This window comes from Solimonas flava DSM 18980 (genome assembly GCF_000426685.1).
Lineage (GTDB): Bacteria > Pseudomonadota > Gammaproteobacteria > Nevskiales > Nevskiaceae > Solimonas > Solimonas flava.
Genome location: NZ_KE384553.1, coordinates 229,405 through 251,070, shown reverse-complemented (window position 1 = coordinate 251,070; position 21,666 = coordinate 229,405). Strand labels below are relative to the sequence as shown.

21 protein-coding genes and 1 tRNA gene are annotated in these 21,666 nt (G+C 68.5%); 12 read left to right on the top strand and 10 right to left on the bottom strand.

Annotation, left to right across the window (positions count from 1 at the left end):
* The first annotated feature begins 247 nt into the window (after nucleotides 1–247).
* The 5 genes from K343_RS0119325 (at nucleotide 248) to K343_RS0119305 (ending at nucleotide 3,968) form a co-directional block, all read left to right on the top strand.
* The gene (locus tag K343_RS0119325) at nucleotides 248–1,549 is read left to right on the top strand and encodes a sensor histidine kinase (RefSeq protein ID WP_051278733.1); all 1,302 of its coding nucleotides are present in this window, start codon (nucleotides 248–250) and stop codon (nucleotides 1,547–1,549) included.
* Nucleotides 1,550–1,571: 22 nt separating this feature from the next.
* Nucleotides 1,572–2,522, top strand: a complete 951-nt coding sequence (locus K343_RS0119320) for a response regulator (RefSeq protein WP_028009459.1) — start codon at nucleotides 1,572–1,574, stop codon at nucleotides 2,520–2,522.
* 122 nt (nucleotides 2,523–2,644) lie between these two features.
* Complete coding sequence (locus tag K343_RS0119315) at nucleotides 2,645–3,001, top strand: hypothetical protein (RefSeq protein WP_154662660.1); 357 nt, start codon at nucleotides 2,645–2,647, stop codon at nucleotides 2,999–3,001.
* 67 nt (nucleotides 3,002–3,068) lie between these two features.
* Nucleotides 3,069–3,479, top strand: coding sequence for a hypothetical protein (locus tag K343_RS0119310; protein ID WP_028009457.1), 411 nt, complete (start codon nucleotides 3,069–3,071; stop codon nucleotides 3,477–3,479).
* 81 nt (nucleotides 3,480–3,560) lie between these two features.
* Nucleotides 3,561–3,968, top strand: a complete 408-nt coding sequence (locus K343_RS0119305) for a hypothetical protein (RefSeq protein WP_028009456.1) — start codon at nucleotides 3,561–3,563, stop codon at nucleotides 3,966–3,968.
* A 229-nt stretch (nucleotides 3,969–4,197) separates the two neighbouring features.
* On the opposite strand, the gene dcd is transcribed toward K343_RS0119305, so the two are convergent.
* The 3 genes from dcd to apbC all read right to left on the bottom strand — a co-directional run bounded on the left by dcd (nucleotide 4,198) and on the right by apbC (nucleotide 6,923).
* Complete coding sequence (dcd, locus tag K343_RS0119300) at nucleotides 4,198–4,761, bottom strand: dCTP deaminase (protein ID WP_020651063.1); 564 nt, start codon at nucleotides 4,759–4,761, stop codon at nucleotides 4,198–4,200.
* 47 nt (nucleotides 4,762–4,808) lie between these two features.
* A complete protein-coding gene (locus K343_RS0119295; protein ID WP_161628925.1) occupies nucleotides 4,809–5,759 on the bottom strand; it encodes a glycerophosphodiester phosphodiesterase in 951 nt (316 codons plus the stop codon).
* A gap of 84 nt (nucleotides 5,760–5,843) precedes the next feature.
* Complete coding sequence (gene apbC / locus K343_RS0119290; protein ID WP_028009454.1) at nucleotides 5,844–6,923, bottom strand: iron-sulfur cluster carrier protein ApbC; 1,080 nt, start codon at nucleotides 6,921–6,923, stop codon at nucleotides 5,844–5,846.
* Nucleotides 6,924–7,089: 166 nt separating this feature from the next.
* Here apbC and K343_RS0119285 point away from each other — a divergent pair, with 166 nt between their 5' ends.
* A complete protein-coding gene (locus tag K343_RS0119285) occupies nucleotides 7,090–7,440 on the top strand; it encodes a DUF4870 domain-containing protein (RefSeq protein WP_084616003.1) in 351 nt (116 codons plus the stop codon).
* A gap of 54 nt (nucleotides 7,441–7,494) precedes the next feature.
* Here the strand turns inward: K343_RS0119285 and K343_RS0119280 are convergent, their stop codons facing one another.
* Entirely contained in the window at nucleotides 7,495–8,670 is a 1,176-nt protein-coding gene (locus K343_RS0119280; protein WP_051278732.1) for a S8 family peptidase, read from the bottom strand.
* A 233-nt stretch (nucleotides 8,671–8,903) separates the two neighbouring features.
* Nucleotides 8,904–9,290, bottom strand: a complete 387-nt coding sequence (locus tag K343_RS0119275; RefSeq protein ID WP_028009451.1) for a hypothetical protein — start codon at nucleotides 9,288–9,290, stop codon at nucleotides 8,904–8,906.
* A 135-nt stretch (nucleotides 9,291–9,425) separates the two neighbouring features.
* On the opposite strand from K343_RS0119275, the gene metG reads away from it, so the two are divergent.
* The 3 genes from metG (at nucleotide 9,426) to nth (ending at nucleotide 12,814) form a co-directional block, all read left to right on the top strand.
* Nucleotides 9,426–11,603 carry a methionine--tRNA ligase gene (gene metG, locus K343_RS0119270; RefSeq protein WP_028009450.1) on the top strand — a complete coding sequence of 726 codons (2,178 nt, stop codon included), beginning with the start codon at nucleotides 9,426–9,428 and terminating at the stop codon, nucleotides 11,601–11,603.
* Nucleotides 11,604–11,706: 103 nt separating this feature from the next.
* On the top strand, nucleotides 11,707–12,129 hold the full coding sequence (locus tag K343_RS22925) for an RnfABCDGE type electron transport complex subunit B (protein WP_169716658.1): 423 nt from the start codon (nucleotides 11,707–11,709) through the stop codon (nucleotides 12,127–12,129).
* A gap of 31 nt (nucleotides 12,130–12,160) precedes the next feature.
* Entirely contained in the window at nucleotides 12,161–12,814 is a 654-nt protein-coding gene (nth, locus tag K343_RS0119260) for an endonuclease III (protein ID WP_028009449.1), read from the top strand.
* A gap of 153 nt (nucleotides 12,815–12,967) precedes the next feature.
* Here the strand turns inward: nth and K343_RS0119255 are convergent, their stop codons facing one another.
* Together K343_RS0119255 and ald are read right to left on the bottom strand one after the other, a co-directional pair.
* Nucleotides 12,968–15,397 (bottom strand): TonB-dependent receptor, encoded by a 2,430-nt coding sequence (locus K343_RS0119255; protein WP_245585252.1) that lies wholly within the window; start codon nucleotides 15,395–15,397, stop codon nucleotides 12,968–12,970.
* Nucleotides 15,398–15,545: 148 nt separating this feature from the next.
* The gene (ald, locus tag K343_RS0119250; RefSeq protein ID WP_028009447.1) at nucleotides 15,546–16,667 is read right to left on the bottom strand and encodes an alanine dehydrogenase; all 1,122 of its coding nucleotides are present in this window, start codon (nucleotides 16,665–16,667) and stop codon (nucleotides 15,546–15,548) included.
* A 128-nt stretch (nucleotides 16,668–16,795) separates the two neighbouring features.
* Here ald and K343_RS0119245 point away from each other — a divergent pair, with 128 nt between their 5' ends.
* Nucleotides 16,796–17,152 (top strand): hypothetical protein, encoded by a 357-nt coding sequence (locus K343_RS0119245; RefSeq protein WP_154662659.1) that lies wholly within the window; start codon nucleotides 16,796–16,798, stop codon nucleotides 17,150–17,152.
* A gap of 66 nt (nucleotides 17,153–17,218) precedes the next feature.
* On the opposite strand, the gene K343_RS0119240 is transcribed toward K343_RS0119245, so the two are convergent.
* Nucleotides 17,219–19,033, bottom strand: a complete 1,815-nt coding sequence (locus K343_RS0119240; protein WP_154662658.1) for an Ig-like domain-containing protein — start codon at nucleotides 19,031–19,033, stop codon at nucleotides 17,219–17,221.
* A 161-nt stretch (nucleotides 19,034–19,194) separates the two neighbouring features.
* On the opposite strand from K343_RS0119240, the gene K343_RS0119235 reads away from it, so the two are divergent.
* Nucleotides 19,195–19,270 (top strand) — tRNA-Arg (locus K343_RS0119235).
* Nucleotides 19,271–19,330: 60 nt separating this feature from the next.
* Nucleotides 19,331–19,705 (top strand): PaaI family thioesterase, encoded by a 375-nt coding sequence (locus K343_RS0119230; protein ID WP_028009444.1) that lies wholly within the window; start codon nucleotides 19,331–19,333, stop codon nucleotides 19,703–19,705.
* 101 nt (nucleotides 19,706–19,806) lie between these two features.
* Here the strand turns inward: K343_RS0119230 and K343_RS0119225 are convergent, their stop codons facing one another.
* On the bottom strand, nucleotides 19,807–20,571 hold the full coding sequence (locus tag K343_RS0119225) for an amino acid ABC transporter ATP-binding protein (protein WP_051278730.1): 765 nt from the start codon (nucleotides 20,569–20,571) through the stop codon (nucleotides 19,807–19,809).
* Nucleotides 20,564–21,511, bottom strand: coding sequence for an amino acid ABC transporter permease (locus K343_RS0119220; protein WP_028009442.1), 948 nt, complete (start codon nucleotides 21,509–21,511; stop codon nucleotides 20,564–20,566). Before K343_RS0119220 ends, K343_RS0119225 begins: the two co-directional genes overlap by 8 nt.
* Nucleotides 21,512–21,666 lie beyond the last annotated feature (155 nt).

Here is a 21,666-nt window from a genome sequence, read left to right as displayed (position 1 = left end):
GATTCCCGCGGCGGATGCCCGGTACCGTTCTGGGCGGCCCTATTAGCACTCGCCATCGAAGGCTGCTAATTGTTGGGGACGGCCTCGCGGGATTCAAGGGGGCCGGCACCAAACTGCCGTCCGGGGGCGCCCGGCAGGCGGCTGCCGGCCGCAACCGCGTCCGGCGGGTACGGGCCCGCCGCCACGCGGCGCAGGCACGGCCGGCGCAATGAGGGCGTCATCTGCCTGTCGTAGGCTCGCGCGCCTGATGAACGCCCCCCAACCCGCTGACGCCCCGGACGACCTCGGCCGTCTGCGGCTCGACGTCGTGCCGCTGCGCCTCACCGCGACCGTCGACGAGGCCGCCGACACCTTCCTGCTCCCCGCGCACGCCCGCCTGCTGTGCCTGCCGATCATCAGCGGCACTCGCGTGGTCGGCACGATCAGCCGGCACACGCTCAATAACGTCTTCCTGCGTCGCTTCGGGCGCGAGCTGTACGGCGGCCGGCCGGTGAGCAGCCTGATGAACGCCGAGCCGCTGCGCGTCGAGCTGAGCGCCCCGCTCGAAGACGCGGCGCGCTACGTCGCCGCCCATCTCGGCGCGCCGATCACCGAGGACTTCATTCTCGAACAGGACGGCACTTACGCCGGCATGGGCATCGCCGTCGACCTGCTGGCCGCCCTGCAGCGCCGCGTCGACGCGGCCTTCGTCGCGCTCAAGGCCTCGCAGGCGCAGCTCGTGCAGTCCGAGAAGATGGCCTCGCTCGGCCAGATGGTCGCCGGCGTCGCCCACGAGATCAACACGCCGCTCGGCTACGTGCGCAACAACGTCGAGATGATCCGCGGCCTGTTCGAGGAAGGCGTGGCGGCGCTCACCGAGCACCACCGGCTGGTGTCGATGCTGACCTCGGACGCCCTGGACGAAGACGCGCTGGCCGCACAGATCGGCCGCTGCCAGCAGCTCGGCGCCTCGCTCGCCGACTCCGATCTGCTGCAGGACACGCGCGACCTGTTCCGCGACACCCTGCACGGCGCCGACACGATCAAGGATCTGGTCGTCAACCTGCGCAACTTCTCGCGCCTGGACCAGGCGCGCACCGCCGAGGTGTCGCTGAACGACTGCCTCGAACAGACGCTGGTGATCGCCCGCAACGCGATCAAGAACCGCCTCGAGCTGATCCGCCGCTACGACGCCGAGCTGCCGCTGGTGCGCTGTTCGCCGTCGCAGATCAATCAGGTGCTGCTCAATATCGTCACCAACGCCGCCCAGGCGGTACCGGACGACGGCGGCAAGCTGCTGCTGAAAACCGAGGCCGACGCCGACTGGGTGCGCGTGCACATCCAGGACAACGGCCGCGGCATCGCCGCCGAGCACCTGTCGCGCATCTTCGACCCGTTCTTCACGACCAAGCCGATCGGCCAGGGCACCGGGCTCGGCCTGTCGATCTCGCACCAGATCGTGCAGGCCCACGGCGGTGCGATCCACGTCGTCTCCGAGCAGGGCCGCGGCACCAAGTTCGTCATCTCGCTGCCGCGCCAGGTCGCGCCGGCTGCATCACTGGCCGCCTAGCGCCGCCCCACAGGGAATCGCCATGAGCAACAAGTCCACACTGCTGCTGGTCGACGACGAGGAGCGCATCCTGCGCTCGCTGGCGATGCTGTTCCGCGGCCAGTACGAGCTGATCGCGACCACCGATCCGGCGACCGCGCTGCGCGCCGTCGCCGAGCAGCGTGTCGACGTCGTCGTCAGCGACCAGCGCATGCCGCTGATGCGCGGCGCCGATCTGCTCAAGCAGGTGCGCGCGCGCTCGCCGCACACGATGCGCATCCTGTTGACCGGCTATTCGGAGCTCGACGCGGTGGTCGCCTCGGTCAACGAAGGCGAGATCTTCCGCTTCGTCAACAAACCCTGGGACGCCGAGGATCTGCGCCAGACTGTGCGCCAGGCCGCCGAGATCGCCGGCTCGCTGCACGCCGCCGGCGCCGCGGCGCCGCCGCAGCCCCTGCAGACCGAGACCGGCCAGTTCGTGGCGCCGGCGGTCGCCAGCGCCGAGACGATCCTGGTGCTCGACGACGACGCCGAGATCTACAAGACCGTGCAGGACATCGTCGGCAGCTCGCAGCCGGTCGCCTGGGCGCGCACGCTCGACGAAGCGCTGGCGGCGTTCGAGCGCGGCACGGTCGGCGTCGTCGTCTCCGAGCTGGCAGTCGGCGGCCAGAGCGTCACCGGCCTGCTGAAGATGCTCAAGGCCGAATATCCGGAGATCGTCACGATCGTGCTGACGCCGTTCGCCGACGTGTCCGTGTTCATCGGCCTGATCAACCAGGGCCAGGTCTACCGCCTGCTGCCCAAGCCGCTGCGGCGCGGCGCCTTCAGCATGAGTCTGGCCAGCGCCCTGCGCCATCACCGCCTGCTGCGTGCCGCCCCGGCGCTGCGCGCGGCGCACGCGGTCGAGAAGGTCCGCGCCCCGGAGGAAGCCGGCGTCGCGGCGCGCGTCATGGGCTTCCTCTCACGCATGCGCCGCGCCGGGGCGCCCTCCTGAGCGGCGAACGCGCCGGTCCGCCGGAAGCTTCCGCTGATCGGTGGTCGGTACAGTCCTTGCGTACATGGCGTAGTCTCTGAATCTCAAACGCTGCATCCCGGTGGGGCCGGGGGGATTTGTCCATGCGCAGTCTTGTTCTTGCCGCCATGCTGGTGGCGTCGTCCAGTGCCGGTGCCCAGGCGCCGGGTGAAATCAGCAAACCGGACCTGCAGCACGCCAACGGCCTCGGCGAGGCTTACCGCAGCTGCCTGCACGACTCGCTCGGCGAGCGCTACATCAGCAACGAAGCCGCCGACCCGATGAAACTCTCGCGCGAGATCGAGACCAGCTGCGCGCCGCAGCTGCTGCCGGTCCAGCGCTTCCTCGACGCGCAGGGCTATGCCGAGGCGGTCGTGCGCAACGTGCTCGTCGAGATCAAGGCCAAGGCCGACGGCGCGGCGATCGCCGCCGTGCACCGCCTGCCGCGCTACCGCTTCTAGCCGCAGCGGCCGGGCCGGCGCCGGCGCGCCGTCCGCTATCATCGCGCGGTCTCGAAGGAGCCCTCGCATGTGGCGGCCGTTGTCGTTTGCCGTGTTGTCCGCGTTTGCCTGGCAGGCTTCGGCCGATGCGCCCGTGCCGGCCGACGTGCTGGCAGCCATCGCCGCCGACGCGGCGCACGACGCTGCCCCGGCCGGAGACGCCGCCGCCGCGTCCGCCCCCACGGCGACCGCGCCCGCCACCGGCGACGACGCGCGCGGCACCTGCAGCCTGCGCGACGCCGGGCAATGGCGATCGCTCAAAAACCTGAGCCTCGCCGAATGCGCCGATGCGCTCGAAGCAACTCCCGTCGACAACGACGCCGGCCGCCTCGGCCAGGCGTATTGGCGCGGCACCTTCCTGGCCACCAGCCGCAGCGCGATCTACCGCTCGGCCGACGGCCGCGACTGGTCGCTGTTGCGCGAGCGCCGCTCGCCCTGAGCGACGGGCGGCACCCCGGTCCGGGCACACGTGGCGGCAGGCGATAAGATGTCGCTTCGGCCCGCAACGGAATGCCTCCCCATGCTTCGCTCCGCCGTGTTTGTCCTGGCGCTGTCCGCCGCCCTGCTGTCGCCGGTCCAGGCCGCGCCGCCGGTGACCCCCAAGCCGCCGATGGCCGAGCCCGAACCGTCCGAACCGGTCTTCGCGCCGGCGACGATCTCCTCGGAGACCTACGAGCCGAAAACGACGATCGGCGGCGATGCGGCACCGGCCTGCCAGATCAAGATCGGCCCGCAGTGGACCGAGACGCGCACCGCGACGCTCGACGAATGCGCCACGCAGCTCGACCAGAAGGCGCCGGTGCAGGCCCGGCCGATGAGCACCGCGTACTGGAACGAGCACTATCTGGCCGCCGACGACAAGAACATCTACCAGGCCGACGGCGAGGCCTCGGCGTGGAGCGTGCTGCGGCCGCGCGCGCATCGCTGAAGCACGCTCACGCGTTCAGCGCCCCGGCGCGGCGCGGGATCGCCGGCAACGCGAGCATGGCGCGGGATCGTGCGACGCCGCGGACCGGTCGGGCTTCAGCTCTTCGGCAGCGCGATGCCGGTCTGGCCCTGGTCGTTGTCGCCGGCGATGCCGCACGAGCAACCCGGCGCGGGATCGTCCGCAACGCGAGCGCGGCGCGAATCGCGCAGCGCCGCGGACCGATCGGGCTTCAGGTCTTCGGCAGCGTGACGCCGGTCTGGCCCTGATACTTGCCGCCGCGATCCCGGTACGAGGTCTCGCAGACTTCGTCGGATTCGTAGAACAGCATCTGCGCCACGCCTTCGTTGGCGTAGATCTTCGCCGGCAGCGGCGTGGTGTTGGAGAATTCCAGCGTCACATGGCCTTCCCACTCCGGCTCCAGCGGCGTGACGTTGACGATGATGCCGCAGCGCGCGTAGGTGCTCTTGCCGAGGCAGACGACCAGCGTCGAGCGCGGGATGCGGAAGTACTCGACGGTGCGCGCCAGCGCGAAGGAGTTCGGCGGAATGATGCAGACGTCGGATTTCACGTCGACGAAGGAGCCGGCGTCGAAGTTCTTCGGGTCGACGATCGTCGAGTTGATGTTGGTGAAGATCTTGAACTCGTTGGCGCAGCGCACATCGTAGCCGTAGCTCGAGGTGCCGTAGCTGACGATCTTGTGGCCGTTGACCTGGCGCACCTGGCCCGGCTCGAACGGCTCGATCATGCCCTGCGCCGCCATGCGGCGGATCCACTTGTCCGATTTGATGCTCACGCGCGTCTGCCCCGTAGTCCGGCGCGCATTGTAGCGGCGCCGGCGCCTCAGGACTTGCAGATCGGGCTGTCGTCGCCGTCGAGTTCGCCGGACAGCATGCGCGAGACGCCGAGCCGGGATTGCAGCTGCAGCAGGCAGCCGGGGAAGTTGCTGATCAGGCCGTCGGTATTCATCTCGCTCAGGCGCTGCAGATCGCCCAGCCGGTCGACGGTCCACGGCACCACTTCCTTGCCGGCCGCATGTGCGCGCTGGACATAGTCGGCGTCGACCTCGGGCAGGCTCGCCGACGGCGCGACGATGTCGTGGCCCTTGCGCTCGGCGTAGTCCAGCGCGTACTCGGCGCCGGGCACCTGCGACGTCAGGTAGAGCGTGCGGATCGTCGGATCGAGTGCCTTGACGCGATCGATGCCGATCGCGCTGAACGACTGCACGATGATGCGATCCTGGATGCCGCTGGCCTGGATCAGCGACACCAGCGCTTCGGCATCGCGCGCCGCCGCCAGTGAATTCTTCAGCTCGATGGTCACCGTCGGCCGGTACGCGCCGTTGAACGAGGCGGCGTAGGCGAACAGTTCCTCGGCGGTCGGCACCTTCACACCCTTGCCGCGCGCCGGATGCGCCAGGGCATCGTCCGGCGAGGTCGTGCCCTGCCCCGGCGAGAACCAGTAACCGGCATCGCATGCCTGCAGCGCGGCGTAGGTCTTGGCGGTGACGAGGCCGCTGCAGTCGGTGGTACGCGACAGCGTCTGGTCGTGCAGCAGCACGAACACGCCGTCGGCGGTCTGCCAGGCGTCGGTCTCGAAATCGTCGACGTGCAGGCGCGCGGCATTGCGGAACGCCATCATCGTGTTTTCCGGCGCGTAGGCGGCGGCGCCGCGATGCGCCGAGACGTAGGGGCCGGCGACGACACCGTCCGACTGCGAAGGGTCCGAACCGCAGGCCGCGAGCAGCGCCGCCAGCACGACCGAACCCCACCCTGCGATTAGCCTCTGCTGCATCTGTCGATCCCCCGATCTTCCCCCTGGAACGGCGTACAGCGTAGAGCGCGCGCATGAAGCGCACATGATGCCGGGGCCGCGCCCTCAGTCGTCGTGGATCTCGATCGTCGGGAATGCCGGCGCCGCGACGCCGTACGCCAGCCGCGCCGCGGCACGGCGCGCGATGTCGCGGTAGCGCTGCGTGATCTCCGACTGCGGCTCGGCGATCACCGTCGGCCGGCCGCCGTCGGCCTGCTCGCGAATCGACAGGCTCAGCGGCAGCTGGCCGAGCAGCTCGGTACCGTACTGCGCCGCCATCTTTTCACCGCCGCCCTCGCCGAAGATCGCTTCGCGGTGACCGCAGTTGGAACACACGTGCCAGGCCATGTTCTCGACAATGCCGAGCACCGGCACCTCGACGCGCCGAAACATCTGCAGGCCCTTCTTGGCGTCGAGCAGCGCGATGTCCTGCGGCGTGGTGACGATCACCGCACCGCTGACCGGAATGCGCTGCGCGAGCGTCAGCTGGATGTCGCCGGTGCCCGGCGGCATGTCGACGACCAGATAGTCGAGGTCCTGCCAGACCGTCTCGTTGAGCAGCTGGCCGAGCGCCTGCGTGACCATCGGTCCGCGCCAGATCATCGGCTGGTCTTCGTCGACGAGGAAGCCGATCGACATCGCCTGCAACCCGTGCGCGATGATCGGATTCATGCGCTTGCCGCCCGGCGAGGTCGGCCGCGCCTCGGTGCCGAGCATGCGCGGCTGGCTCGGCCCGTAGATGTCGGCGTCGAGCAGGCCGACGCGCGCGCCTTCGGCGACGAGCGCCAGCGCCAGATTGACGGCAACCGTCGATTTACCGACGCCGCCCTTGCCGCTGGCCACGGCGATGATGTTGCGGATGCCGGGCAACGGCTGCAGGTTCTTCTGCACCGCATGGCTCCCGATCTTCCAGTCGATCGCCAGCGCCACGTCGAGCCCGAGCGTGGCGCCGATGCGCTGCGCGACCTCGGCCGCCAGTTCGTCGCGGATGCCGGCCGCCGGGAAGCCCAGCGTCAGCCGCACGCGCGCATGATCGCCGGCGATCTCGGCCTCGCTCACCGCCCCGGCGGCAACCAGGCCGCGCCCGATCAGCGGGTGGACACAGGCATCGAGGACGGACAGCAGTTCTTGGCGGGAAACGGACATCGGCAGATCCCATCGGCAGGGGCGCGCAGTCTACAACCTCGCCGGCCGCGCGCGCCCGGCGAGATTCGGCGCACGGCGCAGCGCAACACGAGGCGCTTACGATGTCGCCACGGGTCGCCGCGCGCACCGTGCGTCGATCCGGACCCGACCACGCTGGAACGAGGGAATGCGCATGAACACCGAGGTTTCGACGGCGCCGAGCAAGGACGACTGCAACATCGCCATGCTGGCGCATCTGCTGGGTATCTTCACCGGCTTCATCGGCGCGCTGATCATCTGGCTGATGAAGAAGGACAGCTCGGCCTTCGTCGCCGAGCAATCGAAGGAAGCGTTGAATTTCCAGATCACGATGGCGATCGGCTGGGTCGCGGCGATGATCCTGAGCGCGGTCCTGATCGGCGCGCTGCTGTTCCCGGTGCTGCTGGTCGCCAACCTGGTGTTCTGCATCCTCGGCGCGATGGCTGCGTCGAAAGGCACTTCGTACCGCTATCCGTTCGCGATCCGCCTGCTGCAGTGAGCGCTGGCGGCAAGCCGGGCGTCCGGCCCGGCTTGCCGCCGTCTCACTCGAAGATCAGTGGCGCACGTACAGCAGCGCGTTCGGCGAACCGCTGCCGACGTTGCTGAGCACGCCGAGCGTCGCATCGCCGAGCAAGGCGTCGGTCGCCTGGTCCGGCGTCAGCCCCGGATCGGCGCCGAGCAGCAGCGCCACCGCACCGGTCACGTGCGGCGTCGCCATCGACGTGCCGCTGATGGTGTTGGTCGCGGTATTGCTGGTGTACCAGGCCGAGGTGATGCCGGTGCCCGGCGCGAACAGGTCGACGCAGCTGCCGTAGTTCGAATAGCTCGTGTCGCGCGAATCGGCGCTGGTCGTCGCGCCGACCGTGATCGCCGCCGGCACCTTGTTCGGCGAGCCGCTGCAGGCGTCGGCGTTGTCGTTGCCGGCCGCGACGACGAAGCTCACGCCCTGGGCGATGGCGTTGTCGACGGCCTCGTCGAGCGTCGCCGAATCGCCGCCGCCGAGCGACATGTTGGCGACCGCCGGCAGGATGCGATTGGCGGCGACCCAGTCGACGCCGGCGATCACGCCGGACGTCGAGCCGCTGCCGTTGCAGCCGAGCACGCGCACCGGATGCACCGTCGCCCGCTTGGCGACGCCGTAGGTCGTGCCGACCGCCGTACCGGAGACGTGCGTGCCGTGGCCGTTGCAGTCGCTGGTATTGGCGGCGTCGGTCTTGCAGCCGAGGCCGAGCAGATTGCACAGCAGGCCGCCGCTGTTCGGCGCGAAGTTATGCCCCGACGCGACCCGGCCGGTGAACTCGGTGTGCGCGGCGTTGAGGCCGGTGTCGATGACATAGACGTGCACGCCCAGCCCGCCGCCATCGGGATAGCGATAGAGCCCGTCGAGCGGCAGCGCGCGCTGGTCGACGCGATCAAGCCCCCAGGTCGCGCCGCTCTGCGTCGCATCGGCCGTCATCACCTGATCCTGCTCGACGCGCCGCACGCCGGGCAGACGGGCGAGCGCCGCGGCCTGACTGGCGCTCATGCGCGCCGCGAAGCCGAGCAGCGCGTACTGGTAGTGCGCCAGCACCTGCCCGCCGCCGACCTGCGCGAGCACCGACTGCGTGCGCTCGGCAATGCCGAGGCCGCGCTCGCGCGTCCCGAAGGCCGGCGTGTCCAGCTCGACGATGTACTGGTTGGCGATCGGCTGCGGTGGCGCCGCGACGGCCGTCGCCGTCATGCCCAGCATGAGGATTCCCGCCAGCAGCCGGCGGCCCCGATTTGCGTTCCGTTCCATGGCACTCCCCTGATCCTGCTCGATGCGCCGTCCGTCCCGCGGACGGCGCGGATGGCCGCAAGCCGCTGCGCCGAAGCGCTGTCCCGCCGGCCCCCGGGACAAAAGAAAGGCGGGTCTTGCGACCCGCCGAAGGCTTGATCAAGCAATGACGCTCTTGCGGCACCCGTCCGTGGCTGCCGTCATTCTCATTTCTTCGGACCCGGCCCGCGCGGCGGCGGTGCCTCCGGACCGCCGTAGCGGTATGGCTGCCACTCGTGCCGGTGCAGGCCGTTGACAACGCGTTCCTGCGCTTCGTACGGGCGCTCGACATCGAGATAGACGCTGTAACCGTTGCGCGTGTACTGCTGATAGATCATCGGCAGCGTGGCGCCGAACGCCCAGTTGCCGCCGTCGAGCCAGAACCACAGCTGCCGGTCCGGCGCGTAGTAGATCTGTTTCTGCGGGTAATAGACGTAATGTTGCTGCGCGCGGTAGCCGTGCGCGGGAGCCTGCGGCGGCGGCGCGGCCAGCACGGTCGCCGACGGCGCCAGCAGTGTGCAGGACAGTGCAAGACCTCGGAGCAGGCGGCGCATGGAGACTCTCCCGTGTGAAACGAAGATCGAGGCTAGATCGCGGCACTGAATCGGACCTGAACTGTAGCGCGTCTGCGCTGCCCGGCGGCAGGGCCGTGCGATAATTCGCGTTCGCTTTCGCCAGACGCTCCTCTCATGGCCCGCCAGATCCTTGTCACCAACGCCCTGCCCTACGCCAACGGCCCGATCCACCTCGGCCACATGGTGGGCTACATCCAGGCCGACGTCTGGGTGCGCTTCCAGCGCCTGCTGGGCAACACGGTCCACTATGTCTGCGCCGACGACGCGCATGGCACGCCGATCATGCTCGCCGCCGAAAAGGCCGGCATCGCGCCCGAGCAGTTCATCGCCGAGATCAAGGCCCACCACGAGCGCGATTTCGCCGACTTCCTGGTCGCCTTCGATCACTACCACTCGACGCATTCCGAGGAGAACCGCCAGCTCTGCGAGCTGATCTACACGCGCCTGCGCGCCGGCTCGCCGGTGAGCGCCGAACGCGGCGAGATGCCGCCGGCGATCGCCAGCCGCACCATCCAGCAGCTCTACGACCCGGTCAAGGAAATGTTCCTGCCGGATCGCTACATCCAGGGCGAATGCCCGCGCTGCGGCACGCCGGACCAGTACGGCGACAACTGCGAGAACTGCGGCGCCACCTATTCGCCGACCGATCTGAAGAATCCGCGCTCGGTGGTCTCCGGCGCGACGCCGGTGCTCAAGGACTCCGAGCATTACTTCTTCGAGCTGCCGAAGTTCCAGGCCTTCCTCGAACAGTGGCTCGACGGCGACGTCGCGCATCCTTCGGTCAAGGCCAAGCTCAAGGAGTGGTTCACGTCCGGGCTCAAGGACTGGGACATCTCGCGCGATGCACCCTACTTCGGCTTCGCGATTCCGGGCGCACCGGGCAAGTTCTTCTACGTCTGGCTCGATGCGCCGATCGGCTACATGGCCTCGTTCAAGGCGCTGTGCGAAACGCTCGCGGCGGGCAGCGAGCGCGATCCGTCGGAGATCTTCGCCGAGTTCTGGGACCCGCAGCCGAGCACCGCCGCCGAGTTCAGCACCGAAACCGGCGGCGCCTGGCCGCTGTCGACCGAACTGCACCACTTCATCGGCAAGGACATCGTCAATTTCCACGGCCTGTTCTGGCCGGCGATGCTGCACGGCGCCGGCTTCCGCGCGCCGACCGCGCTGCACGTCAACGGCTATCTGACGATCGACGGCGCCAAGATGAGCAAGAGCCGCGGCACCTTCATCAAGGCGCGCACCTACCTCAATCACCTGCATCCGGAATACCTGCGCTACTACTTCGCCGCCAAGCTCGGCAGCGGCGTCGACGATCTCGATCTCAACCTCGCCGACTTCACCAATCGCGTCAACAGCGATCTGGTCGGCAAGTACGTGAACATCGCCAGCCGCTGCGCCGGCTTCATCGACAAGCTGTTCGACGGGCAGCTCGCGGTGGCGATGCACGAGCGCACGCTGTTCGAGGACTTCGCCGCCGAAGCGGACAACCTGCGCGAGCTCTACGAAGCCGGCGACTTCGCCGGGGCGTTGCGCGAGGTGATGGCGATGGCCGACGACGCCAACGCCGAGATCCAGAAGCTCGCGCCGTGGACGCTGGCCAAGGACGAGGCGCGCCGCGAGGAACTGCAGCAGGTCTGCACCACCTTCCTCAACCTGTTCCGCCAGCTGACGATCTATCTCAAGCCGGTGCTGCCGAAGATCGCCGCGCAGGTCGAGCACTTCCTGAACGTGCCGGCGCTGAGCTGGGCCGACGCCGGCAAGCCGCTGCTCGGCCACCCGATCCGCGCCTACGCGCCGCTGGCGACGCGCATCGATCCGAAAGCGATCGAGGCGATGCTCGCCGAGGAGCGCGGCAGCGCGCCGGCGGAAGCCGGCAAGCCGGCGCGCGCGGCACCGGCCAAAGCCGCCGCCCGGCCGGCCGCCGACGCCGCCAGCGCCGCCAGCGCCGCCAGCGCCGCGCCGGCGACGATCGGCGTCGAGGACTTCGGCAAGGTCGATCTGCGCATCGCGCGCATCGCTTCGGCCGAGCATGTGGAGGGCGCCGACAAGCTGCTGCGCCTGCAGCTCGACCTCGGACCGCTCGGCACGCGCCAGGTGTTCGCCGGCATCAAGGCCGCTTACGCGCCGGAAGCGCTGGTCGGCCGCCTGACGATGTGCGTCGCCAATCTCGCGCCGCGCAAGATGAAGTTCGGCATGAGCGAAGGCATGGTGCTGGCCGCCAGCGACGAACGCGGCGGCCCGTTCCTGCTGGCGCCGGACGCCGGCGCCGAGCCCGGCATGAAAGTGAAGTAACGCCATGTCCGTCACTGCAAGGACCCGAAGGTAACGACGCCCTCCAGCGACACCAGCTGATCCGGCCCTGCCGCCGGATGGCGTCGTCGCGATGCGCCTGGCCATGACGACTCATTCCTTCCATGTCGCCCTGATCGACGAGAGCCGCTGCATCGGCTGCGCGAAGTGTCTCGCCGTCTGTCCGACCGACGCCATCGTCGGCGCCGAGCGCTACATGCACACGGTGGTGGCGCAGGAGTGCATCGGCTGCGAGCTGTGCCTGCCGCCCTGCCCGGTCGACTGCATCGAAATGCGCGCCGTGGCGCAGAAGCCGTTCGATGACGCCGTCGCGCGGCAGCGCGTGAAGGCGCGCAAGCTGCGCCTCAAGCACCGCGACGAAGAGCGCGAGGCCGAGCGCGAGCGGCGCAAGGCGATGCTGAAAGCGCGCGCCGGCTCGACCGACCCGGTCGAGGCGGCGCCGGCCACCGATCCGCTGGCCCGTGCGCTCGCCGCGGCGCGCGCACGCCGCGGCCCTCCGCAAGACTGACGCCAGGCGCCGTCGCGCCATTCCCGCCCGTATGAATCCCGTCAAACGCCACGAGATCTTCCGCCGCCTGCGCGACGCCAACCCGGCGCCGACCACCGAGCTGCGCTACACGACCCCGTTCGAACTGCTGGTCGCCGTCGTGCTGTCGGCGCAGGCCACCGATGTCGGCGTCAACAAGGCCACGGCGAGGCTGTTCCCGGTCGCCCACACGCCGCAGGCGATCCTCGCGCTCGGCGAGACCGGCCTGCGCGAGTACATCAAGACCATCGGTCTCTACCAGACCAAGGCGAAGAACGTCATCGGCCTGTGCCGCCAGCTCATCGAACAGCATGGCGGCGAGGTGCCGCGCGAGCGCGAGGCGCTCGAAGCGCTGCCCGGCGTCGGCCGCAAGACCGCGAACGTCGTGCTCAACACCGCGTTCGGCGAGCCGACGATCGCGGTCGACACGCATATCTTCCGCGTCGCCAACCGCACCGGCCTGGCGCCGGGCAAGAACGTGCTGCAGGTCGAGCGCAAGCTGCTCAAGGTGGTGCCCGAGGAATTCAAGCGCGACGCGCACCACTGGCTGATCCTGCACGGCCGCTACGTCTGCAAGGCGCGCAAGCCCGAATGCGGACGCTGCGCGATCGTCGATCTGTGCGAGTACAAGGCCAAGACGCCGTTCGATCCGCCGCCGGTGCGCTGAGGCGGCCCAGGACGGCGGCGCGCGGGCCGCGCGCGCCCGTCACGGGGACGCGACAGGCATCATGCACGGCAGCGGGCCCCGAAACGGCGCGGCGCGCGGCTGTTGCCGGCCGCGCCCGCGCCCCGGCGTCGGTCGGCGTCGGTCGGGGAAGCGCTACCAGTTGATCGCGATCGCCGCGTAGTACTGGCGGCCGGCCGCCTGCTGAGCGTAGAACGAACCCGGGAACAGCACGGCGTCGGTCGACTGGTTCAGCACGCGCTTGTCGCCGAGGTTGCTGCCGCCGAGCGTCAGCGACCACAGGTCGTCGGCGCTGCCGACGCTGATGCGCGCGGCGTACTGCATGAAACCGCCGACCCGCGTGTGCGGATCGAGATCGGTGTCGGTGTACTGCTCGCCCTGCCAGATCGCGTCGGCGGCCAGGCGCACGAGCAGCGACTCGAAGGGCACGGTCACGATCGGCGTCAGCGTGCCGGTCTGCTTCGGCGTGAACGCCAGGCGCTCGCCCTTGAGATTCTGCGTTGCGCCGATGCCGGCCGAGATCGGCGCCGGCGCGTCCGGATAGTCGTCGTAGGTCGCGTCGATGAAGCCGAACGAGCCGTTGAGCATCAGCGGCTGCCACGGCGTACGCCACTGGAAATCGGCCTCCACGCCCCTGGAGGTCGCGCTCGCATTGCCGACGTTGGTGGTCGCGCCGTGGAACGCGAGCACCTGCAGGTTCTCGAGCTTGGTCTGGTAGACGGCGAGATTGAAGTTCAGCTTGCGACTGAAGAAGCGCCCCTTGAAGCCACCTTCCACCGTGCCGGCCTTCTCCGGCTTGAAGGCCAGATCGTCGCCGGTGTACGAGAGCGAGTTGTAGCCGCCGCTCTTGTAGCCGCGCGCATAGCTCGCGTAGAAGTTGAGGTTCGGGTCCCAGATGTACTGCAGCGCGACCTTCGGCGACCAGTCGGCCTCGTCGCGCTTGAGATCGTGCCGCGAGTAGTCGTTGGCGCCGAGCAGCAGCGGCGTCAGGCAGTTCGGCGCCGTCCTGCAGTGCGCGGTGCCGGCGGTGTCGACGTCCTTGGTCTCGCGGTTGTAGCGCAGGCCCGGCGTCAGCGCCCAGTGCTCGCTGATGTTCCAGGTCATCTGCGCGAACAGCGCGCCGGACTTCAGCTTCTGGCGGTAGTCGAACTGGTAGTCGTCGTCGCCGATGAACGCCGACAGCAGATCGCCGAGCCCCGGGATCACGGCGATGTTGCCCGGCAGCGCATTGAGGTTGCCGGTCAGCAACTGCCAGGCGTCCTGGGTGAGGAAGTAGGAGCCGATATCGTCGCCCGCCTTGATCTTCGCGCGCAGCTTGTAGTTGGACTCGAAGAAGAAGCCGCCGGCGACGAAGTCGACGGAACGGCCGAGGCCGAACAGGCTGTCGGTGCGGCCGCTGAAGCGCAGCTCGACCGAGGTCTGCCCGTAGTCCTCGTAGTTGTAGAGGCGCAGCAGATCCGCCGGCGAAACGTCGAGGTCGTTGAGCTGGTTGATCGCCAGATTGCTGTAACCGGCGACCAGCACCGTGTGCGCGTCCTGGATCGGCCCGAGATCGCCCATCGCCCAGTCGGTCTTCAGGCTCTCGGTCGCGGAATTCTTGTTGATGAAGCCGGGCTGGTCGAACGAGGTGACGAAGTTGTACGGATCGCCCTCGATGGCCGGATCGAAGGCCTGCAGATAGTTCGTCGTGCCCGAGTCCAGCGCGAACAGCTGGTAGGGCCAGAAATTGATGTCGGTGACGGAGCGCTGCAGCATCAGGTCCATCGTCACGTCTTCATGCGGCAACAGGCGCAGCTTCAGACGGCCCGCCTTCTGGCGCATCTTGTCCTCGTCGCGATTGAGGTACTCGTTGCGCAGCTCGCCGTCGCCGGACTGCGCGAGCAGCGACAGGCGCGCGCCGAACCAGTCGTTGAACATGCCGCCGACACCGCCTTCGAGGCGCTGCTCGTTGTACTCGGACGTGCTCAAGCGGATGTTGCCCGAGAACGTCTCGGTCGGACTCGCGGTGATGACGTTGTAGAGACCGGCCACGGTGTTCTTGCCGAACAGCGTGCCCTGCGGACCGCGCAGCACTTCGACGCGGTCGATGTCGAACATCGACTCGGTGAAGTACGCGCCGCGTCCGTAGAAGATCTCGTCCTCGACGAAGCCGACCGAGCTTTCGAAACTCGGGTTGAAGGTATTGGTGCCGAAGCCGCGAATGAAGACCTGCGGCGAGCCGAGGTCGTCGGCGTCGACGCGCACGTTCGGGATATAGACCGAAGCGTCGGCCAGGTTCGAGGCGTTGATGTCCTTGAGCATGTCGCCGCTCAGCGCCGATACCGAAAGCGGCACGTCATGCAGCGACTGCTTGCGCTTCTGCGCGGTGACGACGATTTCGGTCAGGCCCTGGCCATCGTCCTGCGCCGCATCGGCCGACAGCGGCGGCGGCGTCTCGGCAGCGAGCGGGATCGTGTCGAGCGGCGCGGGCGTCGTCTCCGGCGCGAGCTGCGGCTCGGCGGCGGCGTCCGGGACGTCGGGCGACTGGGCGCGGGCTTCGACATAGACGAAGGGAAGAGCAACCACGAACGCTGCCAAGGGGCGCATGAGGCCTCCGCATTGAGGGTAGTCATCCCACGGCTGCCGAGCGACCGCAGCGCGTGCCAGGGTGGCACGAATCTAACAGGCCTTTGCGCGCCCCGCTTTACATTTCACGCCATGACACCCGCACGGCTCAGGCCGCTTCGAGGGCGAGCGGCGTCGGCACGTATGGATACCCGAGCGCTTCGGCGACGGCCTGGCAGCTCAGCTGGCCGCGATGCACGTTGAGGCCGTCGCGCAGATGCGGATCGTCGAGCAGCGCCGTGCGATAGCCCTTGTCGGCCAGCGCCAGCGCGAACGGCATCGTCGCGTTGGTCAGTGCAAAGGTCGAGGTGCGCGCGACGCCGCCCGGCATGTTGGCGACGCAGTAATGGACGATGCCGTCGACCAGATAGGTCGGCTCCTGGTGCGTGGTCGGCTTCGAGGTCTCGAAGCAGCCGCCCTGGTCGATCGCCACGTCGACGATCACCGTGCCCGGCTTCATGCCCGCGAGCATGCCGCGCGTCACCAGCTTCGGCGCGGCGGCGCCCGGCACCAGCACCGCGCCGATCACCAGATCGGCCTTCGCGAGGCTGGACTCGACCGCGTCGACCGTCGAATACAGCGTCGTCAGACGGCCGTCGAAGCTGATGTCGAGCCAGTTCAGGCGCGGCAGCGAGCGGTCGAGGATCGTCACGCGCGCGCCCATGCCGACGGCGATGCGCGCGGCGTTGTAGCCGACCACGCCGCCGCCGAGGACGACGACCTCGGCCGCCGGCACCCCGGGCACGCCGCCGAGCAGCACGCCGTTGCCGCCGGCCGCCTTCTCCATCGCGTGCGCGCCGGCCTGGATCGACATGCGCCCCGCGACCTCACTCATCGGCGCCAGCAGCGGCAGACCGCCGCGCGCGTCGGTGACGGTTTCATAGGCGATCGCCGTGCAGCCGGAGTCGAGCAGCGCACGGGTCTGCGCCGGGTCCGGCGCCAGATGCAGGTAGGTGAAGAGCACGTGATGGGGCCTTAGCATCGCGCACTCGGCCGGCTGCGGCTCCTTGACCTTGACGATCATCTCGGCGGTCGCGAAAACCTCGGCCGCCGTCGACAGGATCGTCGCGCCGGCACGCTGGTACTCGGCATCGTCGATGCCGATGCCCAGGCCGGCGCGCGTTTCGATGAAGACCTCATGCCCGTGCGCGCTCAGCTCGCGCACGCCGGCCGGCGTCAGACCGACGCGATACTCGTGATTCTTGATTTCTTTCGGCGTGCCGATCCGCATGGCGAGGCTCCGGTTGGGGCCGCCATTATTCCGCCGCAGCCAGCGGTTCGGCCTTCGTGAACATCCCTCAGGACCGGGGGCAATCCCGGAATGCCTACAATGCGCGCTGTTCCGCTGACGAGAGCCCCATGCCGTCCCCGCGCCGTTCCCCTCGTGCCTTCCCGTTCATGCTGCTGGCCGTCGGCATCGGCCTCAGCGGCTACTACGGCCTGCAGTGGACCAAGCTGCCGCAGTACAGCGACGCCGATCTCGACGCGTCCACCGAGCTGAACGTGCAGCTCGAACTGCAGTCCCGCAACGCACGGACCGACGCCGCCGGCCTCGAACGCCTGCGCCGGCAGGTCCGCCAGGAACTGCAGGCCGACATCGCGCGCGAACGCAGCGAAGTCGAAACCGGCCTCGGCGCCGGACTGATCGCGCTGGTGCTGGCGATCGGCCATTTCGTGTTGTCAGGGCTGCTGGACCGCGAGCGGCGCACCCCATAAGGCTGGGCCCCAAACGACGACGGCGGCCGTGAAGGCCGCCGTCTGTAAATCGCACTTGGCCGAGCGTTAGTTCGGCTTGCTGCAGTCCCCGACGAGTCCGAATGGACTGTCGGACGGCAGGTTGTCTTCGTCGCCCTCGGCGATCGGCAGCCAAGCATCCCTCGACTCCGTCGTCTCGGTGCCGGCCACACTGGCGACGCCGATGATGCGAACTCGCACGAAGTCGCCGAATTCCTTCGGATAGGTCACGTAGAACTGGCCGGTGCCGTCGGCGTCGAGCGTCACCGTGGTCGGCACGCTGGCGACGCGACCCGGCTCCAGGATCCCATCGTGGTCGGTATCCTCGTTCGGCGAGTCGATGATGTCGTTGAGGTTCACATCCTCATTCGGACAAACGATGGTCGGAGCCGTGCGCGTTCCCTTCGCGAACGCAACCGACTGGATCGACAGCGTGAACTGCGCGTTCTGCACCGGATTGCCCGACGAGTCGTTGATCAGCACCGTCCACGGATCCTGATAGGTCGATTCGTCCTTGGCGATGATCTTGCTGCCGGTGCCGAGCGTGATGCTGACCGCGCGCGCGCCGACCGTCAGCAGCGCCGTGTCGCTGATCGCGGCATTGCTGTGCACCTTGCCGGTGACCACCACGTTCTGGCTGGCGCTCGCCTGCGAGGTCGCGGTGTAGGTGATCTTGGCCAGGCCCTGGCTGTTGGTCACCGCGCTCGGCGAGGACAGCGAGCCGCCGGTGATGTCCGACACCGAGAAGTCGACCGTGACGTTCTTGACGAGATTGTTGCTCGAATCACGGACGATCGCCGTGATCTCGCTGGTCTGGTTGGTCGCGAGCACGGCCGGACTGGCCTGCACGTCGATTTTGTCCGGCGTCACCGCGACGAATTCCAGCGACAGCGAGGCCGAGGGCTTGGTCAGCGCCGTGCTGCTGGCGACGACCTCGGTGAAGCCGGCTTCGGCGGACTGGATCGTCACCGTGGCCACCCCGTTGCTGGTCGTCGCCGACGCGGCCGAAAGCTGACCGCGCGTCGCGGTGAAGTTGATGACCGTGCCGTCCGGCACCGGCGTGCCGCTTTGCAGCCAGCGCACCGAGACCGACTGGTTGACGCCGAGCTTCACTTCGGCCGCCGCCGCCGGCGCCGTAAACGAGAACTGGTCGGTCGAGACCTTGATCGACTTGGTCGCCGTCAGACCCAGCGCCGTCGCGGTCAGCGTCGACGCGGCGTTGGTGGCCTTGAGTTTGACGGTGATCTGGCCGGCGGCGTTGGTCACGTACGACGATGCGCTGAGCGTGTTGCCCGCCTCCGTCGACACGCCCACCGTCTTGCCGGCGATCGCCACGCCGGCGGAATCGGTCAGCGTGATGGTGTACGGCGTCTCGACGTTGATCTGCGTCGAATCGAGACCGGAAATATTCAGCGTCGTGCCGATCACGTCGATGCTGGCCGAGGCCGACAGGCTGCCGGTCTTCGCCGCGACATTGATCGTGCGGTTCTGCGGATCGCCGCCCGTCGTGACCACGGCCGTCACGCGGCCGTTATCGTCGGTCGTCGCCGGATTGGAGACATTGATTTCCGACGAATCCTGCGAGCTGAACGTCACCGTCACGCCCGGCACGACGTTGTTGTTGACGTCCTTGACGATTGCCGTCAGCGTCACGCCGTCGGTGACGGCCGAGGCGTTGGACGACAGCTGCGGGGAACTGGCGAGCAGGGTCAGCGATGACGCCGTCGTGCCGCCCGTGGTACCGCCCGTCGTTCCACCGGTCGTGCCGCCGGTGGTTTCTCCATCGCTGAAGCCGCCGCCGCCGCAGGCCGCGAGCATGAGCACGGCCAATACCGCCGCGTGGCGCTGAATCAGTTTCAACACGAGATACCCCCCAAGGGCTGCCCGTCGGGCTTTGCAGTTCAGGCCGGATGCTAGCCGGAAAAGCGATACCAAACAAGAAACTCTGCAACGTTTTGAAACCGTTGCCGCAATGTTGCGGCGCTTGCTTGGCCGGCCCGGCGATGCCGTATCATGCGCGCCCCGCCTCCGTAGCTCAGTGGATAGAGCGACCGCCTCCTAAGCGGTAGGTCGCAGGTTCGATTCCTGCCGGGGGCACCACGATTCCCTCCGTCCGCGGCAACGGAGCCGCGGAGCCGGCGGTCGAACAGGAGCACGGCGGTGAGGGTCAGCGGGCAGATCGAATTCAGCATCGTCGAGCAGACCCCGGAGCGCGTCGTCGGGCAGATGCCGGTGCAGGCCGGCATCCTCAACCCGTTCGGGATCGCCCATGCCGGGGCCGTGCTGTGGTTCGCCGACGTCTGTGCGACGGTGCTGAGCTTCGGCGGCACGACGATGGAGCCGGGCCAGAGCGGCTTTCCGCTGGCGATCAATCTCAACGCCGCCTTGCTCGGCAATCAGAAGGACGGCACGTTCACCGCGATCTCGGTATTCGTGAAGCGCGGTCGCCAGCTCAGCGTGGTGCGCACGACCGTGACCGGTGACGGCGGCCGGCTGATCGCCGAGGTCACGACCAGCCACGTGCCGGCCCGATAGGGCCGCAACGGCACGGCCGCAGCGGCGCGAAATCCGCCGCACCGCCCGGCATCCGCGCGCCGTTCGCGCGCGACGCCGCGGCCGGCGAACGACGTCTCGCGTTACTTCAGCACCTGGCCGAGAAAGCCGCGCAGGCGCTCGTTGTCTGGCGCATCGAAAAAGCGCTGCGGCGCGTCCTGATAAACGATCTCGCCGGCCTCCATGAACACGACGCGGTGGGCGACGGCGCGCGCGAAGCCCATCTCGTGCGTGACGACGCACATCGTCATGCCCTCGCGCGCCAGCACCTGCATCACGTCGAGCACTTCGTTGACCTTCTCCGGATCGAGCGCCGAGGTGGGTTCGTCGAACAGCATGATGTCGGGCTGCATCGCCAGCGCGCGGGCGATCGCGACGCGCTGCTGCTGGCCGCCGGACAGCTGCCCCGGATGCGCTGCGGCCTTGTCGGCGAGGCCGACCTTGGCAAGCAGTTGCTCGGCGCGCCGACGCGCCTCGGGCTCGCCGACGCCGGCCACGACGCGTGGCGCCAGCATCAGGTTCTGCAGCACCGTCTTGTGCGGAAACAGATTGAACGACTGGAACACCATGCCGACGTGCGTGCGCAGGCGGTTGAGATCGGCCTTCGACGCATGCACGGACTGGCCGAGCACGTGGATCTCGCCGCAGGTGATCGTCTCCAGGGCGTTGAGCGTGCGCAGCAGCGTCGACTTGCCCGAGCCGCTGGGCCCGATGATGCAGACCACCTCGCCGCGCCGCACCTGCAGGGAAACGTTCTTCAGGCCGACGACGCCGTTGGCGAAGGTCTTGCCGACGTCGCGCACGTCGATCAGCACTTCCGGCGCCACGGCGGAGACGGGCTCAGTCATGGGCCAGCCTCTTTTCCAGGCGGCGCACCAGAACCGACAGCGTGCCGGTCAGCAGCAGGTACATCACCGCGACGGTGAACCAGACCTCGAAGGGGCTGAAGGTCGAGGCGACGACCTCGCGGCCGGCCTTGGTGAGGTCGGTCAGGGCCATGACGGACACGAGCGAGGAATCCTTGATCAGGTTGATGAACTGGCCGGCGAGCGGCGGCAGCGTTTTCTTGAAGGCCTGCGGCAGCACGACGTGGCGCATGGCCTGCGGCACGCTCATGCCGAGACTGCGCGCCGCTTCCATCTGGCCGCGCGGGATCGCCTCGATGCCGGCGCGCATGATCTCGGCGATGTAGGCGCCGGTGAACACGGCGAGCGCGGCGACGCCGGCGGTGAAAGCCGACAGCTTCAGCACCGTGCCGAAGAAGAAATAGAAGATGAAGATCTGCACCAGCAGCGGCGTGCCGCGGATCAGCTCGACATAGCTCGTCGCCAGCGCGTAGGCCGCCGGATTGCGCGACACGCGGCCGAGCCCGGCGACCAGACCGAGGAGCATCGCGAATACCAGCGCCACGGCCGAGAGCTTCAGCGTCATCCACAGGCCGAGCGTCAGCGGCCCGGCAACGAGGCCCCGCTTGCGCGCGACCGGATCGTTCTGGAAGACGAGATCGCCGTCGCCGACCAGCAGGTCGTCGAAGCCGCTGATGGTTTCGTGACGCCCGCCCTTGAGCTCCTTGAGCGTCAGGCTCTTGCCGTCGTCGGCGACCGACACGAAGCCGTCGTATGGCGCCTTGAGTTCGGTGCCCTCGTCGCTGACCAGATATTGCGGGATGCGCTCCCAGCGCCAGCTGTATTCGATGCGCTTGCTGGCCATGTACAGCGTCGCGCCGAACGCGACGAGCACGGCCACATAGACGCCGTACCACCACCATCGATGGGAAGAACTCTGCATGGATCTTAAGAAAGCAAGAAACAGCCCAGCCGGAGCGGCCGGCGCGACCCTAGCAGCTGCGCTCGCCGTGCCGCAATCGTCGGAAACCCGCGGCATGTTTCTTGCGGTTGCGTTCGGAGTCTTCCATCGCTGTCCATCGACCACCGCACACCAGG

Bases quoted from the DNA above. Each gene is read 5' to 3' on its own strand.
- K343_RS0119325 (WP_051278733.1), top strand. From the start codon at position 248: ATGAACGCCCCCCAACCCGCTGACGCCCCGGACGACCTCGGCCGTCTG.
- K343_RS0119320 (WP_028009459.1), top strand. From the start codon at position 1,572: ATGAGCAACAAGTCCACACTGCTGCTGGTCGACGACGAGGAGCGCATC.
- K343_RS0119315 (WP_154662660.1), top strand. From the start codon at position 2,645: ATGCGCAGTCTTGTTCTTGCCGCCATGCTGGTGGCGTCGTCCAGTGCC.
- K343_RS0119310 (WP_028009457.1), top strand. From the start codon at position 3,069: ATGTGGCGGCCGTTGTCGTTTGCCGTGTTGTCCGCGTTTGCCTGGCAG.
- K343_RS0119305 (WP_028009456.1), top strand. From the start codon at position 3,561: ATGCTTCGCTCCGCCGTGTTTGTCCTGGCGCTGTCCGCCGCCCTGCTG.
- K343_RS0119295 (WP_161628925.1), bottom strand. From the start codon at position 5,759: ATGCAGCAGAGGCTAATCGCAGGGTGGGGTTCGGTCGTGCTGGCGGCG.
- apbC (WP_028009454.1), bottom strand. From the start codon at position 6,923: ATGTCCGTTTCCCGCCAAGAACTGCTGTCCGTCCTCGATGCCTGTGTC.
- K343_RS0119285 (WP_084616003.1), top strand. From the start codon at position 7,090: ATGCGCATGAACACCGAGGTTTCGACGGCGCCGAGCAAGGACGACTGC.
- K343_RS0119280 (WP_051278732.1), bottom strand. From the start codon at position 8,670: ATGCTGGGCATGACGGCGACGGCCGTCGCGGCGCCACCGCAGCCGATC.
- K343_RS0119275 (WP_028009451.1), bottom strand. From the start codon at position 9,290: ATGCGCCGCCTGCTCCGAGGTCTTGCACTGTCCTGCACACTGCTGGCG.
- metG (WP_028009450.1), top strand. From the start codon at position 9,426: ATGGCCCGCCAGATCCTTGTCACCAACGCCCTGCCCTACGCCAACGGC.
- K343_RS22925 (WP_169716658.1), top strand. From the start codon at position 11,707: ATGACGACTCATTCCTTCCATGTCGCCCTGATCGACGAGAGCCGCTGC.
- nth (WP_028009449.1), top strand. From the start codon at position 12,161: ATGAATCCCGTCAAACGCCACGAGATCTTCCGCCGCCTGCGCGACGCC.
- ald (WP_028009447.1), bottom strand. From the start codon at position 16,667: ATGCGGATCGGCACGCCGAAAGAAATCAAGAATCACGAGTATCGCGTC.
- K343_RS0119245 (WP_154662659.1), top strand. From the start codon at position 16,796: ATGCCGTCCCCGCGCCGTTCCCCTCGTGCCTTCCCGTTCATGCTGCTG.
- K343_RS0119225 (WP_051278730.1), bottom strand. From the start codon at position 20,571: ATGACTGAGCCCGTCTCCGCCGTGGCGCCGGAAGTGCTGATCGACGTG.
- K343_RS0119220 (WP_028009442.1), bottom strand. From the start codon at position 21,511: ATGCAGAGTTCTTCCCATCGATGGTGGTGGTACGGCGTCTATGTGGCC.